This window comes from Paraburkholderia azotifigens (assembly GCF_007995085.1).
Lineage (GTDB): Bacteria > Pseudomonadota > Gammaproteobacteria > Burkholderiales > Burkholderiaceae > Paraburkholderia > Paraburkholderia azotifigens.
Genome location: NZ_VOQS01000005.1, coordinates 1,904,841 through 1,925,035, shown reverse-complemented (window position 1 = coordinate 1,925,035; position 20,195 = coordinate 1,904,841). Strand labels below are relative to the sequence as shown.

General features: G+C 63.6%; 11 protein-coding genes and 1 pseudogene. 10 read left to right on the top strand and 2 right to left on the bottom strand.

Annotated elements, in window-relative coordinates:
* Together FRZ40_RS40585 and FRZ40_RS40580 are read right to left on the bottom strand one after the other, a co-directional pair.
* Complete coding sequence (locus FRZ40_RS40585) at nucleotides 1-1,083, bottom strand: hypothetical protein (RefSeq protein WP_147238045.1); 1,083 nt, start codon at nucleotides 1,081-1,083, stop codon at nucleotides 1-3.
* Nucleotides 1,084-1,488: 405 nt separating this feature from the next.
* Nucleotides 1,489-2,142, bottom strand: coding sequence for a TetR family transcriptional regulator (locus tag FRZ40_RS40580; protein WP_147238044.1), 654 nt, complete (start codon nucleotides 2,140-2,142; stop codon nucleotides 1,489-1,491).
* Nucleotides 2,143-2,372: 230 nt separating this feature from the next.
* Between FRZ40_RS40580 and FRZ40_RS40575 the strand changes: the two genes are divergently transcribed.
* The 10 genes and pseudogenes from FRZ40_RS40575 (at nucleotide 2,373) to FRZ40_RS40530 (ending at nucleotide 20,143) form a co-directional block, all read left to right on the top strand.
* A complete protein-coding gene (locus FRZ40_RS40575; protein WP_147238043.1) occupies nucleotides 2,373-3,560 on the top strand; it encodes an efflux RND transporter periplasmic adaptor subunit in 1,188 nt (395 codons plus the stop codon).
* A gap of 14 nt (nucleotides 3,561-3,574) precedes the next feature.
* Nucleotides 3,575-6,733, top strand: a complete 3,159-nt coding sequence (locus FRZ40_RS40570; RefSeq protein WP_147238042.1) for an efflux RND transporter permease subunit — start codon at nucleotides 3,575-3,577, stop codon at nucleotides 6,731-6,733.
* A gap of 10 nt (nucleotides 6,734-6,743) precedes the next feature.
* A complete protein-coding gene (locus tag FRZ40_RS40565) occupies nucleotides 6,744-8,255 on the top strand; it encodes an efflux transporter outer membrane subunit (RefSeq protein WP_147238041.1) in 1,512 nt (503 codons plus the stop codon).
* A 188-nt stretch (nucleotides 8,256-8,443) separates the two neighbouring features.
* On the top strand, nucleotides 8,444-9,589 hold the full coding sequence (locus FRZ40_RS40560; RefSeq protein ID WP_147238040.1) for an efflux RND transporter periplasmic adaptor subunit: 1,146 nt from the start codon (nucleotides 8,444-8,446) through the stop codon (nucleotides 9,587-9,589).
* 24 nt (nucleotides 9,590-9,613) lie between these two features.
* Nucleotides 9,614-12,751, top strand: a complete 3,138-nt coding sequence (locus FRZ40_RS40555; protein WP_147238039.1) for an efflux RND transporter permease subunit — start codon at nucleotides 9,614-9,616, stop codon at nucleotides 12,749-12,751.
* A gap of 9 nt (nucleotides 12,752-12,760) precedes the next feature.
* The gene (locus FRZ40_RS40550; RefSeq protein WP_147238038.1) at nucleotides 12,761-15,913 is read left to right on the top strand and encodes an efflux RND transporter permease subunit; all 3,153 of its coding nucleotides are present in this window, start codon (nucleotides 12,761-12,763) and stop codon (nucleotides 15,911-15,913) included.
* The gene (locus FRZ40_RS40545) at nucleotides 15,910-17,403 is read left to right on the top strand and encodes an efflux transporter outer membrane subunit (protein WP_147238037.1); all 1,494 of its coding nucleotides are present in this window, start codon (nucleotides 15,910-15,912) and stop codon (nucleotides 17,401-17,403) included. Before FRZ40_RS40550 ends, FRZ40_RS40545 begins: the two co-directional genes overlap by 4 nt.
* Before the next feature lie 404 nt (nucleotides 17,404-17,807).
* A pseudogene (locus FRZ40_RS40540) lies at nucleotides 17,808-18,293 on the top strand (ABC transporter permease subunit); the annotation flags it as partial.
* Entirely contained in the window at nucleotides 18,271-19,548 is a 1,278-nt protein-coding gene (gene soxC, locus FRZ40_RS40535) for a sulfite dehydrogenase (RefSeq protein WP_028367329.1), read from the top strand. The pseudogene FRZ40_RS40540 and the gene soxC, both read left to right, overlap by 23 nt.
* Complete coding sequence (locus tag FRZ40_RS40530) at nucleotides 19,541-20,143, top strand: c-type cytochrome (protein ID WP_147238036.1); 603 nt, start codon at nucleotides 19,541-19,543, stop codon at nucleotides 20,141-20,143. The genes soxC and FRZ40_RS40530 overlap by 8 nt, the downstream gene beginning before the upstream one ends.
* Nucleotides 20,144-20,195: the final 52 nt, after the last annotated feature.

Here is a 20,195-nt window from a genome sequence, read left to right as displayed (position 1 = left end):
TTATTCGAGACACGCGCATCCAGACGTGCGTGTTCGCGATATCGATGGTGTCTTGCTGCCGATCAGATAGTCCCCGCCGTTCGTTTTCACCACGGTGTTCGGACAGATGATGTCCAGATGGTATTGGGTATAGGGAGTCAGGCCGATCCCGAAATGAATCGCTCCCGCTGAACCGCCGTAAGTCTCATTCATCGCGTGATTGCCGGGAAGAATCCGGTTTTCGGTGTTGATTCCGAAGCCGATTTCCCAAAGAATCCGGTAGCGCGAATCCACATCGAACAACGCTTGCAACGCCGCAAGGGCCGGGTTGCCGGAGCCGCGGGTCGCGCTGATTGCGGTGATCACGCCGTTCTCGACCGTGGCAAGCACAGGCTCGCTCTCCATCGAGGCCAGCGAGCCGTGCAATCGCGCCTGATCGCTGCGCAAAAAGCTGGGCGTGCCATTGTGCAGGATCGGCGTACCTTTCAACGCAATCGTGCCGTTGAAATCGAGGCGCAAGTTCTCATCGAAGTCCTGAATGCGCAGCGGCAGAACGCTGATTTCGCCTGACGGCGCCAGCTGTTGTTCGCCGTCGTTCAACGTTCCGGCCTGCTCGCTCCATAAATAGCTTTCATCGAGATGATCGAATCGGGCGACAGCGCCGTTCTGTTCGTCGACAAACTCAAGATACGCCGCCTGCTCGCCAAGCTGAAAAAAGCGGTCGATGTGCCGTTGTTGTTTCGCCGGATCCGTGTTCTCGATTATCTGGAGAAAATGACTGATTGCGTCGATATCGGTCGGAGTCGAATTGCATGCCATTGCGAGGAGCTTCCGATGTGCGCCGATCAGTTCTTGTGACGGCGACTGGAAGAATACGTCTGGGGAAACGACGAGCACATGCGCACGCGGTGGAATCTGCTCCTGGAGCAGACTCGCAAATGACTGGCCCGTTTCAAACAGTATTTTGCAATAACTCGAATATCCGCCATTTTCCTCAATCAATAGATTGTCGATCAATGATCGATTGGTGACGACCATGAAATGCGTATCTGTCGCTGGGCCAAAGGCGCGAATACGGGAGGGGTCTATAGTGACGATTGCCATATCGAATCTGATTGGTTGCACAAAGGAGAATTCTGCCCGGCCGATGCATGCCTCGACGAGCAGAACCCGTGCTTCACCTACCTGATTGCCGGCTTAGCCAAGCAGCGTGCCGAGATATTCAGCGTTTTTCTTTCGATTCTTCATTTGGAGCCTCGTTATCTGATTTCTGGACACCTCGGGATGAGATGTGAAATTAGTTTATTCGAGTATTTATTTTGGGATATTATTTATTTTATTCGTATTTACCCTGTCGGATGTATTCGGATTAACTCGGAATATTCCGTTATCTAAAATACCAAAAAACATTCAGATAGATGTTTTAATGGCGCACTGCGCCTCTTCAATTCTTACTGATTCTTAGGAGAGTTTGACCGCACGTCGTCGGCCGCGCGGATCTTGCAGCCTCTAGCGCTGCTGTGCGCCGTGAGCAGAAACAGCCTGGGCGACCGTATCGCCGCCAACACATCTCAATGCGGACGCGAGCGTCTGGTCTGCCTCCAGATCGCCGCGCGACTCGGCCGACATCAACAGCCGCTTATGCAGAAACCCCGTTAAAGCGGCATGAATGAAGCCGGCGGCGGCGCGCGTGTCGACGCCGGGCGGCAATTGTCCGCGTTCGGATGCGGCGCGTAACGCCGCGTCGATCTGCGCCTCTGCGCGCAATGCCGCCATCGACACGCGCTCGTAAAACGCCGCCGTCTCCGCCGTCACCTCGCATTTCGTCAACGCGATGCTGTACAGACGCCGTGCGCGGCGCAGATGCAGCGCGTCGCGCAGACGCTGCCGCAACTGTGCATGCAGATGCTGCAACGGGTCGGCGTCCTGTTCGCACGCTTGCACGACGAACGGATCGAGCGGCATGTCCGCGCATTCGTAGATCGCCTGGAACACGGCCTCCTTGTTCCTGAAGTGCCCGTATACGGCGCCGCGCGTGACGCCCGCCTCCGACGCAATGTCTTCCAGCGACGCGCGCGCAAAGCCGCGCACGAAGAACACGCGCTCGGCGGCTTCGATGATCTTCGCCCGCGTGTCGAGCGCCTGTTGCCTGGTTCGTCCCATGCCGGGTGCCTCTCAAGAATCTCGCGGCCATCGTAGTCGGCGCGGCAGCGCATTGGATTAACAAGTCTTACGGCAGCCTGGCGGCTGTAACCCGCGAAAGGCGAACAACGCCTATCTTCACGCACTTATCGTGTCGGTGCGTGTTGGATCAACGCTCGTTGCGCGCCGGCCCCGTTCAATACAAACAAGGTTGTACGATGCCTGCGCTATTAAAGAACCGTAACTTTCGAATGCTCGCGGCCACTGCTGCGATCTCCGCCGTGCTGCCGCTGCTCGCCGCATGCGGCGACCAGCACGCAGCGCCGCCGCAACAGACGCCCGAAGTCGGCGTCGTCACCGTCCAGCCGTCTGCCGTCCCCGTTACCGTCGAACTGCCGGGCCGCGTGAGCGCGCATCTCGTCGCCGAAGTGCGCGCGCGCGCCGACGGCATCGTGCAAAAGCGCCTCTATACCGAAGGCAGCGAAGTCAAGGCGGGCCAGACGCTCTACAAGATCGATCCCGCGCCGTACATCGCGTCGTTGAACAGCGCGAAGGCGACGCTCGCAAAGGCGCAGGCGACGCTCGTGTCCGCGCATGCCGAGGCAGAGCGCTACAAGGTGCTGGTCGCAGCGAACGCGATCAGCAAGCAGGACTACGACAACGCCGTGGCCTCCGAAGGCCAGGCCGCCGCCGATGTCGCCGCTGGTAAGGCCGCCGTCGACACGGCGCAGATCAATGTCGGCTATACGGATGTGACGTCGCCGATTTCGGGGCGCATCGGCAAGTCGTCGGTGACGGAAGGCGCGTACGTGCAGTCGAGCGCGGCCACGCTGCTCGCCACCGTGCAGCAACTCGATCCCGTCTACGTCGACCTCACGCAATCGAGCCTCGTCGGCCTCAAGCTGCGCCGCGACGCGCAGGAAGGGCGTCTGAAGACGAGCGGCCCGAACGCGGCGAAAGTCACCCTGATTCTCGAAGACGGCCGTCCGTATGGCGGCACGGGCAAGCTCGAATTCTCCGACGTGACCGTCGACCAGACGACGGGCTCCGTCACCGTGCGCGCGCTGTTCGACAACGCGCAGCGCGTGTTGCTGCCGGGCATGTATGTGCGCGCGAAGATCGAAGAGGGCGTCAACGAACAGGCGTTCGTCGTGCCGCAACAGGGCATCACGCATGACCAGAAGGGCGATCCGACGGCGCTGGTCGTCGGCGCGGACGGCAAGGTCGTCACGCGGCAACTGGTGACGTCGGGCACGTATGGCGCGAACTGGGTCGTCGAAAGCGGCCTGCAAACGGGCGATCGCGTGATCGTGCAAGGCGTCGACAAGGTGCGTCCGGGCATGAGCGTGAAGACGGTGGCGGCACAGCTGCCGGGCGCCGACACGACGGCTACGCAAGCCGCAGCAGCGCCCGCGTCCGACGCGCATAGCGCGCAGTAACGAGGACGCGCGCAATGGCAAAGTTCTTTATCGACCGGCCCATCTTTGCGTGGGTCATCGCAATCATCCTGATGCTCGCGGGCATCGCCTCGATCTTCAATCTGCCTGTCGCGCAGTATCCGACAATCGCGCCGCCTGCCGTGCAGATCAGCGCGACCTATCCGGGCGCATCGGCGACAACGGTTGAAAACACCGTCACGCAGGTGATCGAACAGCAGATGAGCGGTCTCGATCATCTGCTCTACATCTCTTCGTCGAGCGACGACTCCGGCAACGCGACGATCACGCTGACCTTCGCGGCGGGCACGAACCCGGACATCGCGCAGGTGCAGGTGCAGAACAAGCTGCAGCTCGCGACGCCGCTGCTGCCCGAATCGGTGCAGCAGCAGGGCACGAAGGTGACGAAGTCGAGCAGCAGCTTCCTGCTCGTGATGGCGTTCGTCTCGACGGACGGCAGCATGGACCGCTACGACCTCGCGAACTACGTCGCCTCGCACGTGGAAGATCCCGTGAGCCGCGTCAACGGCGTCGGCACCGTGCAGCTGTTCGGCTCGCAGTTCGCGATGCGCGTCTGGCTCGACGCGAACAAGCTGAACCAGTACAGCCTCACGCCCGTCGATGTCGAGACGGCGTTGACGAACCAGAACGTGCAGGTCGCGGCGGGCTCGCTCGGCGGCACGCCTGCCGTGCCCGGCCAGGTGTTGCAGGCAACCATCACGCAAGCCACGCTGCTGCAAACGCCCGAGCAGTTCGGCAACGTGCTGCTGAAGGTGAACCAGGACGGCTCGCAGGTGCGCGTGAAGGACGTGGCGCGTATCGATCTCGGCGGCGAAAACTACAACTTCGACACCAGGTACAACGGCCAGCCGACTGCCGGCTTCGGCATTCAGCTCGCGACGGGCGCGAACGCGCTCGAAACGGCGAAGCTGGTGCGCGCGAAGATCGATCAGTTGTCGAAGAACTTTCCGCACGGTCTCGTCGTCAAGTACCCGTACGACACGACGCCGTTCGTGAAGATGTCGATCGAGGAAGTGGTGAAGACGCTGCTCGAAGGCATCGTGCTCGTGTTCCTCGTGATGTACCTGTTTTTGCAGAACCTGCGCGCCACGCTGATTCCGACGATTGCCGTCCCCGTGGTGCTGCTCGGCACGTTCGCGATCATGAGCGCGGCCGGTTTCTCCATCAACACGCTGTCGATGTTCGGTCTGGTGCTCGCCATCGGTCTATTGGTCGACGATGCGATCGTGGTGGTCGAAAACGTGGAACGCGTCATGTCCGAGGAAGGGCTGTCGCCGAGAGAAGCGACGCGCAAGGCGATGGGGCAGATCACGGGCGCATTGGTCGGCGTGGCGCTGGTGCTGTCTGCCGTGTTCGTGCCCGTGGCGTTTTCGGGCGGTTCGGTGGGCGCGATCTATCGTCAGTTCTCGCTGACGATCGTCGCCGCGATGGTGTTGTCCGTGCTGGTCGCGCTCGTCCTTACGCCCGCCCTGTGCGCGACCATCCTCAAGCCGGTTCCGAAGGGTCATCACGGTGCGAAGACGGGCTTCTTCGGCTGGTTCAACCGTACGTTCGACAACGGCCGCGACCGCTATCACAGCGGCGTGCAGCATGTGATCCGCCGCTCGGGCCGCTGGCTCGTGCTGTATCTCGTCGTGATCGTCGCCGTGGGCTTCCTATTCATGCGTCTGCCGAAGTCGTTCCTGCCCGATGAAGATCAGGGCACGATGTTCGTGCTGGTGCAGACGCCGCCCGGCTCGACGCAGGAAACCACGGCGCGCACGCTGAAGAACGTCACCGACTACCTGCTCAACGACGAAAAAGACATCGTCGAATCCGTGTTCACCGTGAACGGCTTCAGCTTTGCGGGCCGCGGACAGAACGCGGGTATCGCGTTCGTGCGGATGAAGGATTACTCGGTTCGTCAGCACGCGAACCAGAAGGTGCAGGCGCTGGTGGGCCGCGTGTTCGGTCATTACGCGTCGTACAAGGATGCAACGGTGATCGCCGTGAATCCGCCGTCCATTCCCGAACTGGGCACGGCGTCGGGCTTCGACTTCGAACTGACGGACAACGCAGCGCTCGGTCACGAAGCGCTGATGGCGGCGCGCAACCAGCTGCTCGGCATGGCCGCGAAAGATCCGTCGCTCGCGCTCGTGCGTCCGAACGGCTTGTCGGATACACCGCAGTTCAAGGTCGATATCGATCGCGAGAAGGCTCAGGCGCTCGGCGTCACCGTGTCGGACATCGACCAGACGTTCTCGATTGCGTGGGCATCGGCGTATGTGAACAACTTCCTCGACACCGATGGCCGGATCAAGAAGGTCTATCTGCAAGGCGATTCGCAGTTCCGCATGAACCCCGAGGACATGAGCAAGTGGTACGTGCGCGGCAGTTCGGGAACGATGATGCCGTTGACCTCGGTGGCGTCGGGACACTGGATCTATGGTTCGCCGAAGCTCGAACGCTACAACGGCATCTCGTCGGTCGAAATCCAGGGGCAGGCGGCGCAAGGCAAGAGCACGGGCCAGGCAATGAGTGCCATGGAAGCGCTCGCCGCGAAGCTGCCGCAAGGCATCGGCTACGAATGGACAGGGCTGTCGTTCCAGGAGCGCCAGTCCGGTTCGCAGGCGCCGATTCTGTACGGCATTTCGATTCTCGTCGTGTTCCTGTGTCTCGCCGCGCTGTATGAAAGCTGGTCGATTCCGTTTGCGGTGATTCTCGTTGTGCCGCTCGGCGTGATCGGCGCGTTGCTCGCCGTGACGATGCGCGGGCTCGAAAACGACGTGTTCTTCCAGGTCGGCCTGCTGACCACGGTGGGCCTGTCCGCGAAGAACGCCATTCTGATCGTCGAGTTTGCGCGCGAGCTTCAGATCACCGAAGGCATGACGGCTGTGCAGGCCGCACTCGAAGCAGCGCGTCTGCGGCTGCGCCCGATCCTGATGACGTCGCTTGCGTTTGTGCTCGGCGTGCTGCCGCTCGCGATCAGCAACGGCGCCGGTTCGTCGAGCCAGCACGCGATCGGCACGGGTGTGATCGGCGGGATGCTGACGGCCACGTTCCTCGCCGTTTTCATGATCCCGATGTTCTACGTCGTGATCCGCTCGAAGTTCTCGCGCGACGACGCGGCACCCAGCAGCACGGAGCCGGACGTCGAAGAGGAAACGGCTCAGTAAGGATATGCAAATGAACAGAACGATATTGACGGCGCTCGCCGCCGCGCTTTTCGCGAGCGGATGCACGCTCGCGCCGACTTATGAACGCCCGGCCGCGCCCGTCGCGGCGACGTATCCGAAGGGCGGCGTCTACGATAACCAGCCCGCGAAAGGCGCGGCCACGCGGACCGCCAGCGATCAGGCCGCTACCGATATCGGCTGGCGCGAATTCTTCGTCGATCCGCGCCTGCAGCGCCTGATCGAACTCGCGTTGCAGAACAACCGCGATCTGCGCGTGTCGGCGTTGAAGGTCGACGAAGCGCGCGCGCAATACCGCATCCAGCGCGCCGACCTGATGCCGTCGCTGTCCGTCGACGGTACGGGCACGCGGACTCGCACTCCGAAGGACCTGTCGTATTCCGGCCGCGCGACGGTCGGCAGCGACTATCAGGTCGCGGCGAGCGCATCGTGGGAACTCGACTTCTTCGGCAAGGTGCGCAGTCTCACGCAACAGGCACTCCAGACGTATTTCTCGACGGCGCAGGCACGCAAGGCCGAAGAAATCCTGCTGGTGTCGCAGGTCGCGGATCAGTACCTGACGCTCGTCGCTTACGACGAAATGCTTCAGAGCACGAAGAACACCTACGACACCGCACGTCGCTCGTATGAGCTGACGAAGCTCCAGTACGACACGGGCACCGGCTCCGAACTCGATCTGCGCGAAGCGGCGGGCACGATGCAGCAGGCGCAGGCGAACTACGAAAGCCAGCAGCGCTCGCGCGCGCAGGCCGAGAACGCGCTCGTGCTGCTGGTGGGCGCGCCGTTGCCCGCCGATCTGCCGCAAGGCTTGCCGCTCGCGAGCCAGCAACTGCTCGCGGATATTCCGGCGGGTCTGCCGTCCGATCTGCTGACGCGCCGTCCCGACATCATGGAAGCGGAAGCAACGCTGATCGGCGCGAACGCGAACATTGGGGCGGCGCGCGCGGCGTTCTTCCCGAGCATCTCGCTGACGGGCGACTTCGGTACCGCGAGCGCGAGCCTCGGCACGCTCTTCAAGCCGGGTCAGCTCGCGTGGAGTTTCGGGCCGACCATTTCCGTGCCGATCTTCAAGGGCGGCGAGAATCGCGCGAATCTCGATCTCGCGAAGCTCGAAAAGAACGTCGCTGTCGCGCAGTACGAAAAGGCGATCCAGACGGCGTTCCGCGAAGTCGCCGACGGCCTTGCCGCGCGCGGTACGTATGACGGGCAGATCAAGGCGTTGCAGGAGAACGTCGAGTCGCAGCAGCGTCGCTATGACCTGTCGGATCTGCGCTATCGCAATGGCGTCGACAGCTATCTGAACGTGCTGACGGCGCAGACCGATCTGTATTCCGCGCAACAGTCGCTGATTACGGCATCGCTGAATCGCCTCACGAATCTTGTCGATCTGTATCAGTACCTGGGCGGCGGCTGGATCGAGCATTCGGGCGATACCCCGCGTGCCGCCGATGCGCCCTACGCGCAGCAGACCGAACAAAGCACACACGTCGCTTCCCAGCCGTAACGCGCCGAAACATCTACTAAGCGCGCTAAACCTGGGCGCGCTTTCGCGTTGCTACATTCCCCTCACCTGCGCGGCACTCGCCCATCTCTCCGACGGGCGCAGTGCCGTTTCCGGCGACGCCCTCGCGGCGTCGTCCTTTTATTTCCTTCCGCTTCCCGTTCAGCGCCCGAGCGCCGATAAAACATCGCGTGAAATTCAATCGTCCATCCCGTCGTCTTCTGCTTGTTGCTGGCGTTGCCGCTGTCGGCGTCCTCGTGTGGCAGGCGTTCGCCGCGTTCCACAAGCCGGCGCATCCTCCTGTGCAGGAAACGCCCGTTACGATCGGCACGGTCAAGCGCGCCGACGTGCCGCTGCAACTCGACGCACTCGGCACCGTGACGCCGCGCGCGACCGTCACCGTGAAAACGCAGGTCAGCGGCACGCTCGAAGCCGTGCTCGTGAAGGAAGGCCAGCGCGTCAAAGCAGGGCAGCCGATCGCGCGGATCGATTCGCGCGCGCTGCGTGCGCAGCTGCTCGAAGCGCAAGGCACGCTCGAACACGACGAAGCATTGCTCGCGAACGCGCGAGCCGATCTGAAGCGCTATGAAACGCTGATCGACGGCGGTTCGATTTCGCGTCAGACGCTCGATACGCAGCGCGCGACCTTGCGCCAGTATCAGGGCACGGTGAAGGCGGATCAGGGCAGTGTGGCGAATCTGCGTGTGCAGGTGAGTTATTGCGACATCGCCGCGCCGATGGACGGCGCGATCGGCCTGCTTTCCACCGACGCCGGCAACTACGTGACGACGAGCGACACGACGGGCATCGCGACCATCACCAGCGACTCGCCGACCACGGTTGTCTATGCGTTGCCCGAAGACAGGATGGGCGATGTCGTCGACGCATTCCGCGACAAGGGCGCGTTGCCCGTCGACATTTTCGCGCGCGACAAGCGCACGGTGCTCGATCACGCGACGCTCGCCGCGATCGACAACCAGGCCGACACGACGACGGGCACGGTCAAGCTCAAGGCGAGCGCGCCGAACGCTAACGGCAGGCTGTTTCCGAACCGCTTCGTCAATGTGCGGATGACGGTCGGGACGTTGCATGACGCGTTGACGGTGCCCACAGTGGCGATCCAGCACGGCGCTTCCGGCGACTTCGTGCTGACGCTGGCCAACACCGACGTCACCAAAGGCGCAGGCAAGGTCGCGCTGCGCCGCGTGACGGCGGGCGTCTCGTACAACGACGCCACCGTGATCGAGCAGGGCGACCTGAAAGCGGGCGATGCGATCGTGCTCGACGGCGCAGACAAGCTCGACGACGGCAGCGGCGTGAAGATCGTTCGCAACTGACGCACGCATTTCGAATAGAACCCGATGGATATTTCCCGCCCGTTCATCCGCCGTCCCGTTGCGACGGGCCTGATGACGCTCGCCTTGCTGCTGATCGGTCTGATTGCGTACCGGCTGATGCCCGTGTCCGCGCTGCCCGAAATCGACTATCCGACGATCCAGGTCTACACGCAGTATCCAGGCGCTTCGCCCGATGTGATCGGCACGTCCGTTACCGCGCCGCTCGAAAAGCAGTTCGGGCAGATGGCGGGCCTCAAGCGGATGAACTCGACGAGTTCGCTCGGCGTGTCGCTCGTGACGTTGCAGTTTCAGACTTCGACGAATCTCGACGAAGCCGAGCAGGAAGTGCAGGCCGCGATCAACAGCGCAAACAGCACGCTGCCGTCGAATCTCCCGTATCCGCCTGTCTACAGCAAGGTCAATCCCGCCGATACGGCCGTGCTCACGCTCGCCGTGACGTCGGACGCGCTTCCGCTGACGCGTGTCGAAGACCTGACGGACACGCGCATTGCGCAGAAGCTCTCGCAGGTGTCGGGCGTCGGGCTCGTCACGCTGTCGGGCGGCATGCGGCCCGCCGTGCGCGTGCAGACCGACACGCGTGCGTTGAACGCGATGGGCCTGTCGCTCGAAGACGTGCGCACGGCTGTCGGCGACGCCAACGTGAACAGCGCGAAAGGCACGATCGATGGGCCGCTGCAGGCCTTCACGATCGACGCGAACGATCAGCTCACGTCCGCCGCCGATTACGCGGACCTCGTGCTCTCGTATCGCAACGGCGCGCCCGTGCGGCTGTCGGATGTCGCGAAGCTCTCGGAGACGGCGGAGAACCCGCGTCAGGCTGCATGGAGCGGCGCGACGCCCGCGATCATTATCAACGTGCAGCGTCAGCCGGGCGCAAACGTGATCGAGGTCGTGGACGGGATCGAAGCGCTGTTGCCGCAACTGCGCGCGTCGCTGCCCGCGACCGTGAAAATCAGCGTGCTCAGCGACCGCACGCAGACGATCCGCGCGTCGGTGCACGACGTGAAGATGGAGCTGGCCGCGACGATTGCGCTCGTCGTGATGGTCGTGTTCGTGTTTCTGCGGCGGCTCGAATTCACGCTGATTCCCGCCGTGACAGTGCCGTTCGCACTCGTCGGCACGGTCGCGGGCATCTACCTGTTGGGCTTTTCCGTCAACAACCTCACGCTGATGGCGCTGACGGTCGCGACCGGCTTCGTGGTCGACGATGCGATCGTGATGCTCGAAAACGTGATGCGTCACATCGAAAACGGCGAGACGCCGCTCGATGCCGCCTTGAAGGGCGCACGGCAGATCGGCTTCACGATTCTGTCGATTTCGGTCGCGCTCGTCGCCGTGCTGATTCCGCTGTTCTTCATGCCGGACGTGATCGGAAGACTGTTCCGCGAATTCGCGCTGACGCTGGCGATTGCGATCGTGATTTCCGCGTGGGTGTCGCTGACGCTCACGCCGATGATGGCCGCCCGCATGCTGCGCGCCGATCACGCCGCAAGCGACAGCGACGCCAGCGCGAACGACTGGCTCGCGCGGCTGAATCGCGGCTATCTGCGCGCACTCGACTGGGCGCTTGCGCATCGGTTGACCGTGCTCGCGCTCGTGGCAATTGCGACGCTGCTGACGGCCGTGCTGTTCGTGCTGCTGCCGAAGGGCTTGTTTCCCGAGCAGGACACTGGCTTGATCGAAGGAATTTCGCTCGGCTCGCCGCGTGCGTCGTTCGAACGGATGGCGGTGTCGACGCGCACGCTGGCTGGCCGCGTCGCCGGCGACAGCGCGGTGGCGAGCGTGTCGTCGTTCGTCGGTATCGACCAGAACAATCCGACCATCAATCAGGGGCGCATGTTGATCAGCCTGAAAGACAGCGGCGCCGCGTCGAGCCGCGAGGTGATCGACCGGCTCACGCGCGATGCGGCGCAGCGCGCGGACCTCAAGCTTTACTTGCATCCCGTGCAGGATCTGACGCTCGACGACCAGATCAACGCGAACAGTTACCGCGTCGGTGTGCAGGCGACCGATCGCACCGAACTCGCCGAATGGACGCAACGTTTGCTTGCTGCGTTGCGCGCCGATCCCCTCTTCACCGACGTGCAAAGCCAGGCGCAGCAGCAAGGCAACGTGCTGAAGTTCGACTTCGACCGTGCGACGGCATCGCGTCTCGGCCTGTCGGCGCAGGACATCGACAACGCGCTTTACGACGCTTTTGGCGACCGGCAGATTTCGACCATCTATACGCACGTGAATCAGTATCACGTGACGTTGGGCGCCGATGTGCGGCTGGTCGGCGAATCGCCGCTCGCGTTGCTCGATGGCATGTATGTGGGGACGTCGAGCAGTTCGTCTTCTTCGTCGTCGTCTTCCGCCTCGACTACGACGACGTCGTCTACGCTTGCGCCGCTGTCGAGTATCGCGAGCGCATCGGTCGGCTCCGGGCCTTTGACGATCCAGCGCCAGGCGCAGTTTCCGTACGCCGACGTGTCGTTCAATCTCGCGCAAGGCGTGACGCTCGGCACGGCCATCGACCGCATCGAAGCCATCGAAGCAAAGTTGAACGCCCCCGCGAGCGTGCAGATGAATCTCGAAGGCGCGGCGCAGCTTTACAGCGCGTCGCTCGGCAACGAAGCGTTGCTGCTGGCCGGCGCGCTGGTGGCCGTGTACATCCTGCTCGGCATGCTGTACGAGAGCCTCGTGCATCCTCTGACCATTCTCTCGACACTGCCATCCGCAGCTTGCGGCGCGCTCGCAGCGTTGCTGCTGTGCGGCGGCGAACTCGACATCATCGGCTTGATCGGTATCGTGCTGCTGGTCGGCATCGTGATGAAGAACGCGATCATGATGGTCGACTTCGCGCTCGAACAGGAGCGCACGCTCGGTCTCGCCGCGCGCGACGCGATGCGCCGCGCGTGCGAACTGCGCTTCCGCCCGATTCTGATGACGACCTGTGCATCGCTGTTCGGCGCATTGCCGCTCGCGCTCGGCACGGGCATGGGCCACGAATTGCGGCAGCCGCTTGGCATCGCGATCGTCGGCGGGCTGGTGGTGAGCCAGTTGCTCACGCTGTTCTCGACGCCCGTGATCTTCCTCGCGCTGCATCGCTTCGCGCCGCGCGCCGCGATCGCACCGTCCGACGATGCAAACGCGAGCTAAGGACGCACGATGAACCTGTCCGCTCCGTTCATCCGCCGCCCGATCGGCACGATGCTGCTCGCGATCGGCCTCGCGCTGTTCGGCATCGTCGCATTCCGGCTGCTGCCTGTCGCCGCGCTGCCGTCGGTGGATTTTCCCGTCGTGATGGTCAGCGCGACGCTGTCGGGCGCGAACCCCGACACGGTGGCGAAGACCGTGACGGCGCCGCTCGAACGCGCGTTCGGCTCGATTGCGGGTCTGTCGCAGATGACGTCGCAAAGCTCGTCGGGCTCGTCGCAGATCGTGTTGCAGTTCGATCTGAATCGCGATATCGACGGCGCCGCGCGCGACGTGCAGGCCGCGATCAACGCGGCGCGCAGCAATCTGCCGACCACGCTCACGCAAACGCCGACCTATCGCAAGATGAATCCCGCTGCGGCGCCCGTGATGATCGTAGGTCTTACGTCGGATACCGTCGGCGTCGGGCAGATGTACGACTATGCGTCGTCGGTGCTGCAACAGAAGCTGCTGCAAGTGCCGGGAGTCGGCGATGTAACGGTCGGCGGCGGCGCGCTGCCGGCCGTGCGCGTCGAACTGAATCCCGATCAGCTGAGCCACTACGGCATCGCGCTCGATACCGTGCGCACGGCGCTGGCGAATGCGAGCGTCGATCTGCCTAAGGGCGCCGTCAGCGTGAACGGCGAGCACTACGTGGTCGCGGCGAACGATCAGTTGCCGAACCCCGACGACTACAAGCCGCTCGTGATCCGCACGCATGACGGCACGGTGGTGCATGTGTCCGATGTGGCGCAAGTGGTGAAGTCGACGGAGGATCTGCGCAACTACGGCCTCGCGAACGGCAAGCCTGCCGTGCTGCTGATCGTGTCGAAGCAGCCGAACGCGAACGTCATCAAGACCGTCGATGCGATCCGCGCCGCGTTGCCGCAACTCTCGGCGAGCCTGCCTTCGACGGTGAAGCTCGGCGTCGTGCTAGACGGCACGCAGACCATTCGCTCTTCGGTGCTCGACGTGGAAATCTCGCTGCTCGCGGCGGTGCTGCTGGTGACGGCCGTATCGTATGCATTCTTTCGCGACTGGCGCAGCACGCTGATTCCCGCGATCACCGTGCCGCTCGCGCTGGCGGGCACGTTCACGGCGATGTACTTCCTCGGCTACAGCCTGAACAACCTGTCGCTGATGGCGTTGACGATTTCAACGGGCTTCGTGGTCGACGATGCGATCGTCGTCGTCGAAAACATCATGCGGCATCTGGATCAGGGCAAGACGCCGCTTGCTGCCGCGCTCGACGGCACGCGCGAAGTCGGCTTTACGGTGCTGACGATCAGCGTGTCGCTCGTTGTCGTATTTCTGCCGCTGATCATGATGAGCGGCATCGTCGGAAGGCTGTTCCGCGAATTCTCCGTGTCGCTCGCGATCGCGATCATGATTTCGATGGTGATCTCTTTGACGCTCGCGCCCACGCTCGGCCGTTTGTTGCTGCGTCATGCGCCGTCGAAGCATGGCGAGGCGGCATTCGGGCAGCGCGTCGAACGCGCGTATGGCAAGAGCCTGCGCTGGGCGCTGCGCCATCCGAAGACGATGCTCGCCGTCACCGTGCTGCTGCTGTTTGCGAACGTCGGCATGGTCGCCGTGATGCCGAAGGGCTTCTTTCCGATCGAGGATACGGGCCGGCTGATGGGCATGATCCAGGCGTCGCAGAGCATTTCGTTTCAGGCGATGAAGCAGAAGTTCGACGAGATCAATCGACGCATGCTGCAAAACCCGAACGTGCAATCGGTGTCGGGCTATGTCGGCGGACGCAATGCCGTCAGCAACAGCATGATGTTCGTCACGCTCAAACCGTTGTCCGGGCGCACGCAGAGCGCCGATCAGGTGATCGCGGACTTGAGCCGTCGCACCGCCGATCTGCCCGGCGTGCGCCTGTTGCTGCAATCCGCGCAGGATCTGATGTTCGGAGCACGGCAGAGCGCGGCGCAGTTCCAGTACACCGTGACGGCGGAAAATCAGAGCGAACTGGACGCATGGCTGCCGCGTATCGAAGCGAAGCTGCGCGCGTTGCCGCAACTGCGCGACGTGAATGCCGACGTGCAAAGCGCGAGTCTGTCGATGATGCTGCAGGTGAATCGCGATGCGGCGGCGCGCATGGGCGTGCCGTTCGAATCGATCGACGATACCTTGAACGACGCGTTCAGCCAGCGGCAGATCGCGACGATCTACGGACAGGCGAATCAGTATCACGTGGTGATGGAAGTCGCGCCGCAATACTGGCAGGATCCGAAGACGCTGGACACGCTGTACGTGCCTGCAACGAATGCAGGCAGTTCCGGCAGCAGTGCGTCGTCTTCGAGCAGTACGAGCACGAGCACAAGCACTGTGACGAGCACTGCGAGCACGCCGAGCACCACGCTTGTCCCGCTTTCCGCACTCGCTACGCGCACGCTGTCGCATGCGCCCGTCACGATCGCGCACGACAACCAGTTTCCCGCTGTGACGCTGTCGTACAACCTGCGCGAAGGCGTGTCGATGAGCGACGCGAACGCGGCGATCAAAGCCGCTGTTGCTTCACTGAATCTGCCGAATACGGTGTTGCCTTCGTTCGCAGGACAAGGCGCGCAGATGCAGCAATCGGGCGGCAGCGAACTGTTGCTCATCATCGGCGCGCTGGTGGCCGTCTATATCGCGCTCGGCATTCTGTACGAGAACCTCGTGCATCCGCTGACGATCCTCTCGACGTTGCCTTCAGCCGGTCTCGGCGCGCTGATCGCGCTGTATGTCTGCGGCTACGAGCTGTCGATCATCGCGTTGATCGGCATCGTGCTGCTGATCGGCATCGTGAAGAAGAACGCGATCATGATGGTCGATTTCGCCGTCACCTACGAACGCGAACACGCGGCGAGCGCGGAGGAATCGATCTATCAGGCGTGTCTCACGCGTTTCCGGCCGATCATGATGACGACGCTCGCCGCCCTGCTCGGCGCGGTGCCGCTGAGCGTCAGCTCGGGTTACGGGCATGAGTTCCGGCATCCGCTCGGCGTCTCGATTCTCGGCGGATTGATGGTCAGCCAGGCGCTGACGCTCTTCACGACACCCGTGATCTATCTCTGGCTCGACCGCTTCACATTCAAACTGCGGCGCGCCTCACGTAACGGAACCTCGACATGATGGACACACCAGCGCGCACGATGCGGCGTCTGCATCGAACGATCGTGGCTGCGGCGATTGCAGCGCTGTGCGCGGGCTGCGCGGTCGGCCCTGACTACAAGCGCCCCGACGTCGCCGTGCCCGCAACGTTCAAGGAAATGAACAGTCCCGACGCGAGCGGCTTGTGGCAACAGGCGCAACCCGATCCTGCTGCATCGCTCGACAGCCGCTGGTGGACAATGTTCGGCGACGACACGCTGAACGCACTGTGCGACCGCGCGCTGAAAGCGAACCAGACGCTCGCGCAATACGAAGCCGCGTATCGCGCGGCGCGCGCGCAGGTTGCGTCGGCGCGCGCGAGCCTGTTTCCGACGGTGTCGTTTGCCGGTTCGGGCACGCGCTCGGGCAGCGGCAGCACGACGCAGGTGTCGTCGAGCGGCAGCGTGAGCAGCTATGCGTCGAAGAGCGTGTCGGCGCAACTCGAAGCGAGCTGGGAGCCCGACCTGTGGGGCAGCGTGCGGCGCTCCGTCGAAGCGAGCGAAGCGGGCGCGCAGGCCTCCGACGCGCAGCTGGCGGGCGAACGCCTGAGCGTGATTGCCACGCTTGCCGTCGATTACTTCACCGTGCGGGCCGCCGACGCCGATCTCGCGCTGCTCGCGGAAGAGCGCCGCATCGACGCGGAACTGCTCGCGCTGACGGAAGCGAAGTACAAGCAGGGCGTGTCGTCGTATGACGATGTGCGCACCGCACACAACACGCTGCAAACCATCGACGAAAGCATTGCGACCGCGCAACTCACGCGGCGCCAATACGAGCATGCGCTCGCCGTGCTGGTCGGCGAAGCGCCCGCTGCGTTTTCGCTGCCCGTTCAGGCCGACTATCGCTTTGACCTGCCGGCACTGCCCGCGGCGTTGCCGTCCACCCTGCTGCAACGGCGCCCCGACGTCGTGCAGGCCGAGCGCACGGTCGCGCAGTACAACGCGAAGATCGGCGTCGCCAAGGCTGGCTATTTCCCGACCATCACGCTTTCGGCCGAGGGCGGCTGGAGCGGCACGTCGCTCGCGCATCTCGTGTCGCTGCCGACGCGCTTCTGGTCGCTCGGACTCGACGTCGCGCAGACCGTGTTCGACGCGGGCGCGACGAGCGCCTCCGTGCGCGCCGCGGAGGCCAACTACGATCAGGAAGTGGCCGCGTACCGCCAAACGGTGCTGGGCGCGTTTCAGGACGTCGAAGACTATTTGAGCGCGGTGCAGATTACGTCGCGCCAGGCGGCGGCGTCGAACGATGTGGCGCAACGCAGCGGCGAACTCACCGCGAGCCAGCAGCGCAATTTCGCGGCGGGCACATCGAGCCGCATCGACATGCTAGATACGCAACTGACCCAGGTGCAGGACCGCAAGATCGCGCTCGATTACAGCAGCACGGCTGTGCAAAACGCCGTCATGCTGGTGAAAGCGCTGGGCGGCGGCTGGGACGGCAAGGTAACGACGGCGGAATCTTCCGGGAAGTAAAGCGCTGCACAGACGGCGCATATGACGTGTACCGCTTTGCTCGTGACGAATTATTGGTTCGTCGCGCGCAAGCGCGTTGCTAAAGTCGCGGCAACTCGCTACACGCATAACCATCAGAAGGTCCAGAGCATGAAAATCCGCTTTGCTGGCGGTCACGGCGACGCTGCTGGGCTTTTTGCTCGCGCTGGCGCGCAATCCACGCGGCGGCGCGGTGTCTCGCGCTGCATCGCTCTACGTGCTGGCGTTCCGCAATTCGCCGCTGCTCGTGCAACTTCTGTTCTGGTACTTCGGTGTAGCGACGCTGCTTCCGCAAAGCTGGATGGAATGGCTCAACACGCCGCATGCGCTGTCGCCCGGCGCGTTTACGGTCGCATGGCCGCCGTTCGAGTTCGTCGCTGGCCAGGACGTTCTTCCTGATGCCGATGCTGCTGCATATCGACGTGCCGGGACTCGCGACTGTCGTCTGCGCACTGGCGCTGATCGGCGGCGCGTATCTGTCGCATTCGGTGCAGGCGGGCATCGCTGCCGTCGGCGCGGGGCAAGGACAGGCGGCCGCTTCGCTCGGGCTGACCCGCTGGCAGGCGCTGCGCTACGTGCTGCTGCCGCAGGCCGTGCGGATCATGACGCCGTCGTTCGTGAACCAGTGGGTGTCGCTGATCAAGCGATACGTCGGCGTGCCCGAGTTCACGTTTCTCGCCAACCAGGTCAACAACCGGCTGATGGTGTATCCCGTGCAGATATTCCTGTTCATCGGTCTGGTTTATCTGCTGCTGTGCTCCGCACTGCAGTTTCTCGCGACGCGGCTGCTCGATGGCGGGCGGCATCGCGATACGTCCGGCGCTCGCGCGCGAATCAACCGGTTCTCTCATGTCCAATCCGCCGATTCCTGATTCAAAGACTGCTCCTGCTTCGCCGCGCCGCAGAATGCTCGGCGGGCTGGCGCTCTCCGCGCTCGTCGCGCCGAACGTGAAGGCAGCAACGCTGTTGCGCCCGCTGGGCGTCGATCCGTGGACGCAGACGCCCGGTGCGCCGATTCTCGATCATCCCTACGGACAGCCTTCAGCGCGCGAGGCAAACGTCGTCAGGCGGGCGGCGCGCGCGTGGCCGATGCCGGGCGCAGCTTCGTCGCTCACGCCGCTGGCGGACCTGCACGGCACGATCACGCCGAACGGGCTCGTCTACGAGCGCCATCATGCGGGCGTGCCCGACATCGATCCCGATCAGCACCGGCTCGCCGTGCATGGAGGCGTGCGCGAACCGAAGCTGTTCACAATGGACGATCTGCTGCGTTTGCCGTCCGAGTCGCGCATTCACTTTCTCGAATGCTCGGGCAACACCGCGAGCGAGTGGAAAGGGCCGAGCGGTCTGCCCGTGCAGATCACGCACGGACTGCTGTCGTGTTGCGAATGGACGGGCGTACGTCTTTCGACCTTGCTCGAAGCGACGGGCGGACTCGCGGGATCGACGGATGGGCGCGCGCCGACATGGCTGCTTGCCGAAGGCGCCGATGCGTCGGCGATGACGCGCAGTTTGCCGCTCGACCGCATTCTCGACCGCGCGCTCGTCGTCTACGCGCAGAATGGCGAGCGCTTGCGGCCGGAAAACGGTTATCCGTTGCGCTTGATCGTGCCCGGCTTCGAAGGCAATACGAACGTGAAGTGGCTGCGCCGTTTGAAGCTCGTCGACGCGCCGCTGGAGACGCGCGAGGAAACCTCGAAATACACGGGACTGTTGCCTGACGGCCGCGCGCGCCAGTTCGTGTTCGAGATGGATGCGAAGTCGGTGATCACGCGGCCTTCGGCGGGGCATCGGCTGACGGTGCATGGGTTCTATCCCGTCGTCGGTCTCGCCTGGTCGGGGCGCGGCGCGATCCGCCGGGTCGAAGTGTCGACGGATGGCGGCAAGACGTGGCAGGACGCGACGCTCGACGAACTACCGCGCGATCGCGCGTTGACGCGCTTTCAATCGGGTTGGGTCTGGAACGGCGAGCCGACTGTGATTTTGTCGCGCGCGACGGATTCGACCGGCTACGTGCAGCCGACGCGCGAGGCTCTCGTGCAGGCGCGCGGCCTCAACTCGAACTACCACTACAACGGCATTCACCAATGGCGCGTCGGCGCCGATGGAAGCGTGAAAAATGCATAAGCCCGTTTTCCGTGCATCGCGGCCGATCCGACGCGCCGTGTGCGCGTTGCTGTCGGCGGCATTGCTTGCAGCCTGCTCGGCCTCGTTGACGGCGTCGAAGCCACGGGCACTCGATGAATCGCTGCGCAAGTCCGCCGATGCGATCGGCACACCCGTCAGCGAAACCGACCTCGCCGCATGGAATATCGACGTTGCGCCCGATGGCCGCGGGCTGCCCGCAGGCAGCGGCGATGTCGCGATGGGCGGCAGGGTCTTCGCCGCCAAATGCGCGGCGTGTCATGGCGCGAAAGGGGAAGGGCAGATCGGCGATCAGCTGGCAGGCGGACGCGGCACGCTCGCGAGCGCGAGTCCGAAGCGCACGGTGGGCAGCTACTGGCCGTATGCAACGACACTCTTCGACTATATCCGCCGCGCGATGCCGTACAACGCGCCGCAATCGCTCAGTGCCGACGAGGTGTATGCCGTCAGCGCGTGGATCCTGAATCAGAACGGCATCGTGCCCGACGATGCGCGTCTCGATGCGCACTCGCTGGCAGCCGTCCGCATGCCGAATCGCGACGGGTTCGTTTCCGATCCGCGTCCGGGACGGCTTTAGAAGCGCTTGCTTTCATCGCAAAGAAGGGCGACAGAGGTCGCCCTTCGTCGCA

What these genes read in the sequence shown, in the direction of transcription:
- FRZ40_RS40555 (WP_147238039.1), top strand. Translation starts at nt 9,614, where the DNA reads ATGGATATTTCCCGCCCGTTCATCCGCCGTCCCGTTGCGACGGGCCTG.
- FRZ40_RS40545 (WP_147238037.1), top strand. Translation starts at nt 15,910, where the DNA reads ATGATGGACACACCAGCGCGCACGATGCGGCGTCTGCATCGAACGATC.
- FRZ40_RS40550 (WP_147238038.1), top strand. Translation starts at nt 12,761, where the DNA reads ATGAACCTGTCCGCTCCGTTCATCCGCCGCCCGATCGGCACGATGCTG.
- FRZ40_RS40530 (WP_147238036.1), top strand. Translation starts at nt 19,541, where the DNA reads ATGCATAAGCCCGTTTTCCGTGCATCGCGGCCGATCCGACGCGCCGTG.
- FRZ40_RS40580 (WP_147238044.1), bottom strand. Translation starts at nt 2,142, where the DNA reads ATGGGACGAACCAGGCAACAGGCGCTCGACACGCGGGCGAAGATCATC.
- FRZ40_RS40585 (WP_147238045.1), bottom strand. Translation starts at nt 1,083, where the DNA reads ATGGCAATCGTCACTATAGACCCCTCCCGTATTCGCGCCTTTGGCCCA.
- FRZ40_RS40565 (WP_147238041.1), top strand. Translation starts at nt 6,744, where the DNA reads ATGAACAGAACGATATTGACGGCGCTCGCCGCCGCGCTTTTCGCGAGC.
- FRZ40_RS40575 (WP_147238043.1), top strand. Translation starts at nt 2,373, where the DNA reads ATGCTCGCGGCCACTGCTGCGATCTCCGCCGTGCTGCCGCTGCTCGCC.
- FRZ40_RS40570 (WP_147238042.1), top strand. Translation starts at nt 3,575, where the DNA reads ATGGCAAAGTTCTTTATCGACCGGCCCATCTTTGCGTGGGTCATCGCA.
- soxC (WP_028367329.1), top strand. Translation starts at nt 18,271, where the DNA reads ATGTCCAATCCGCCGATTCCTGATTCAAAGACTGCTCCTGCTTCGCCG.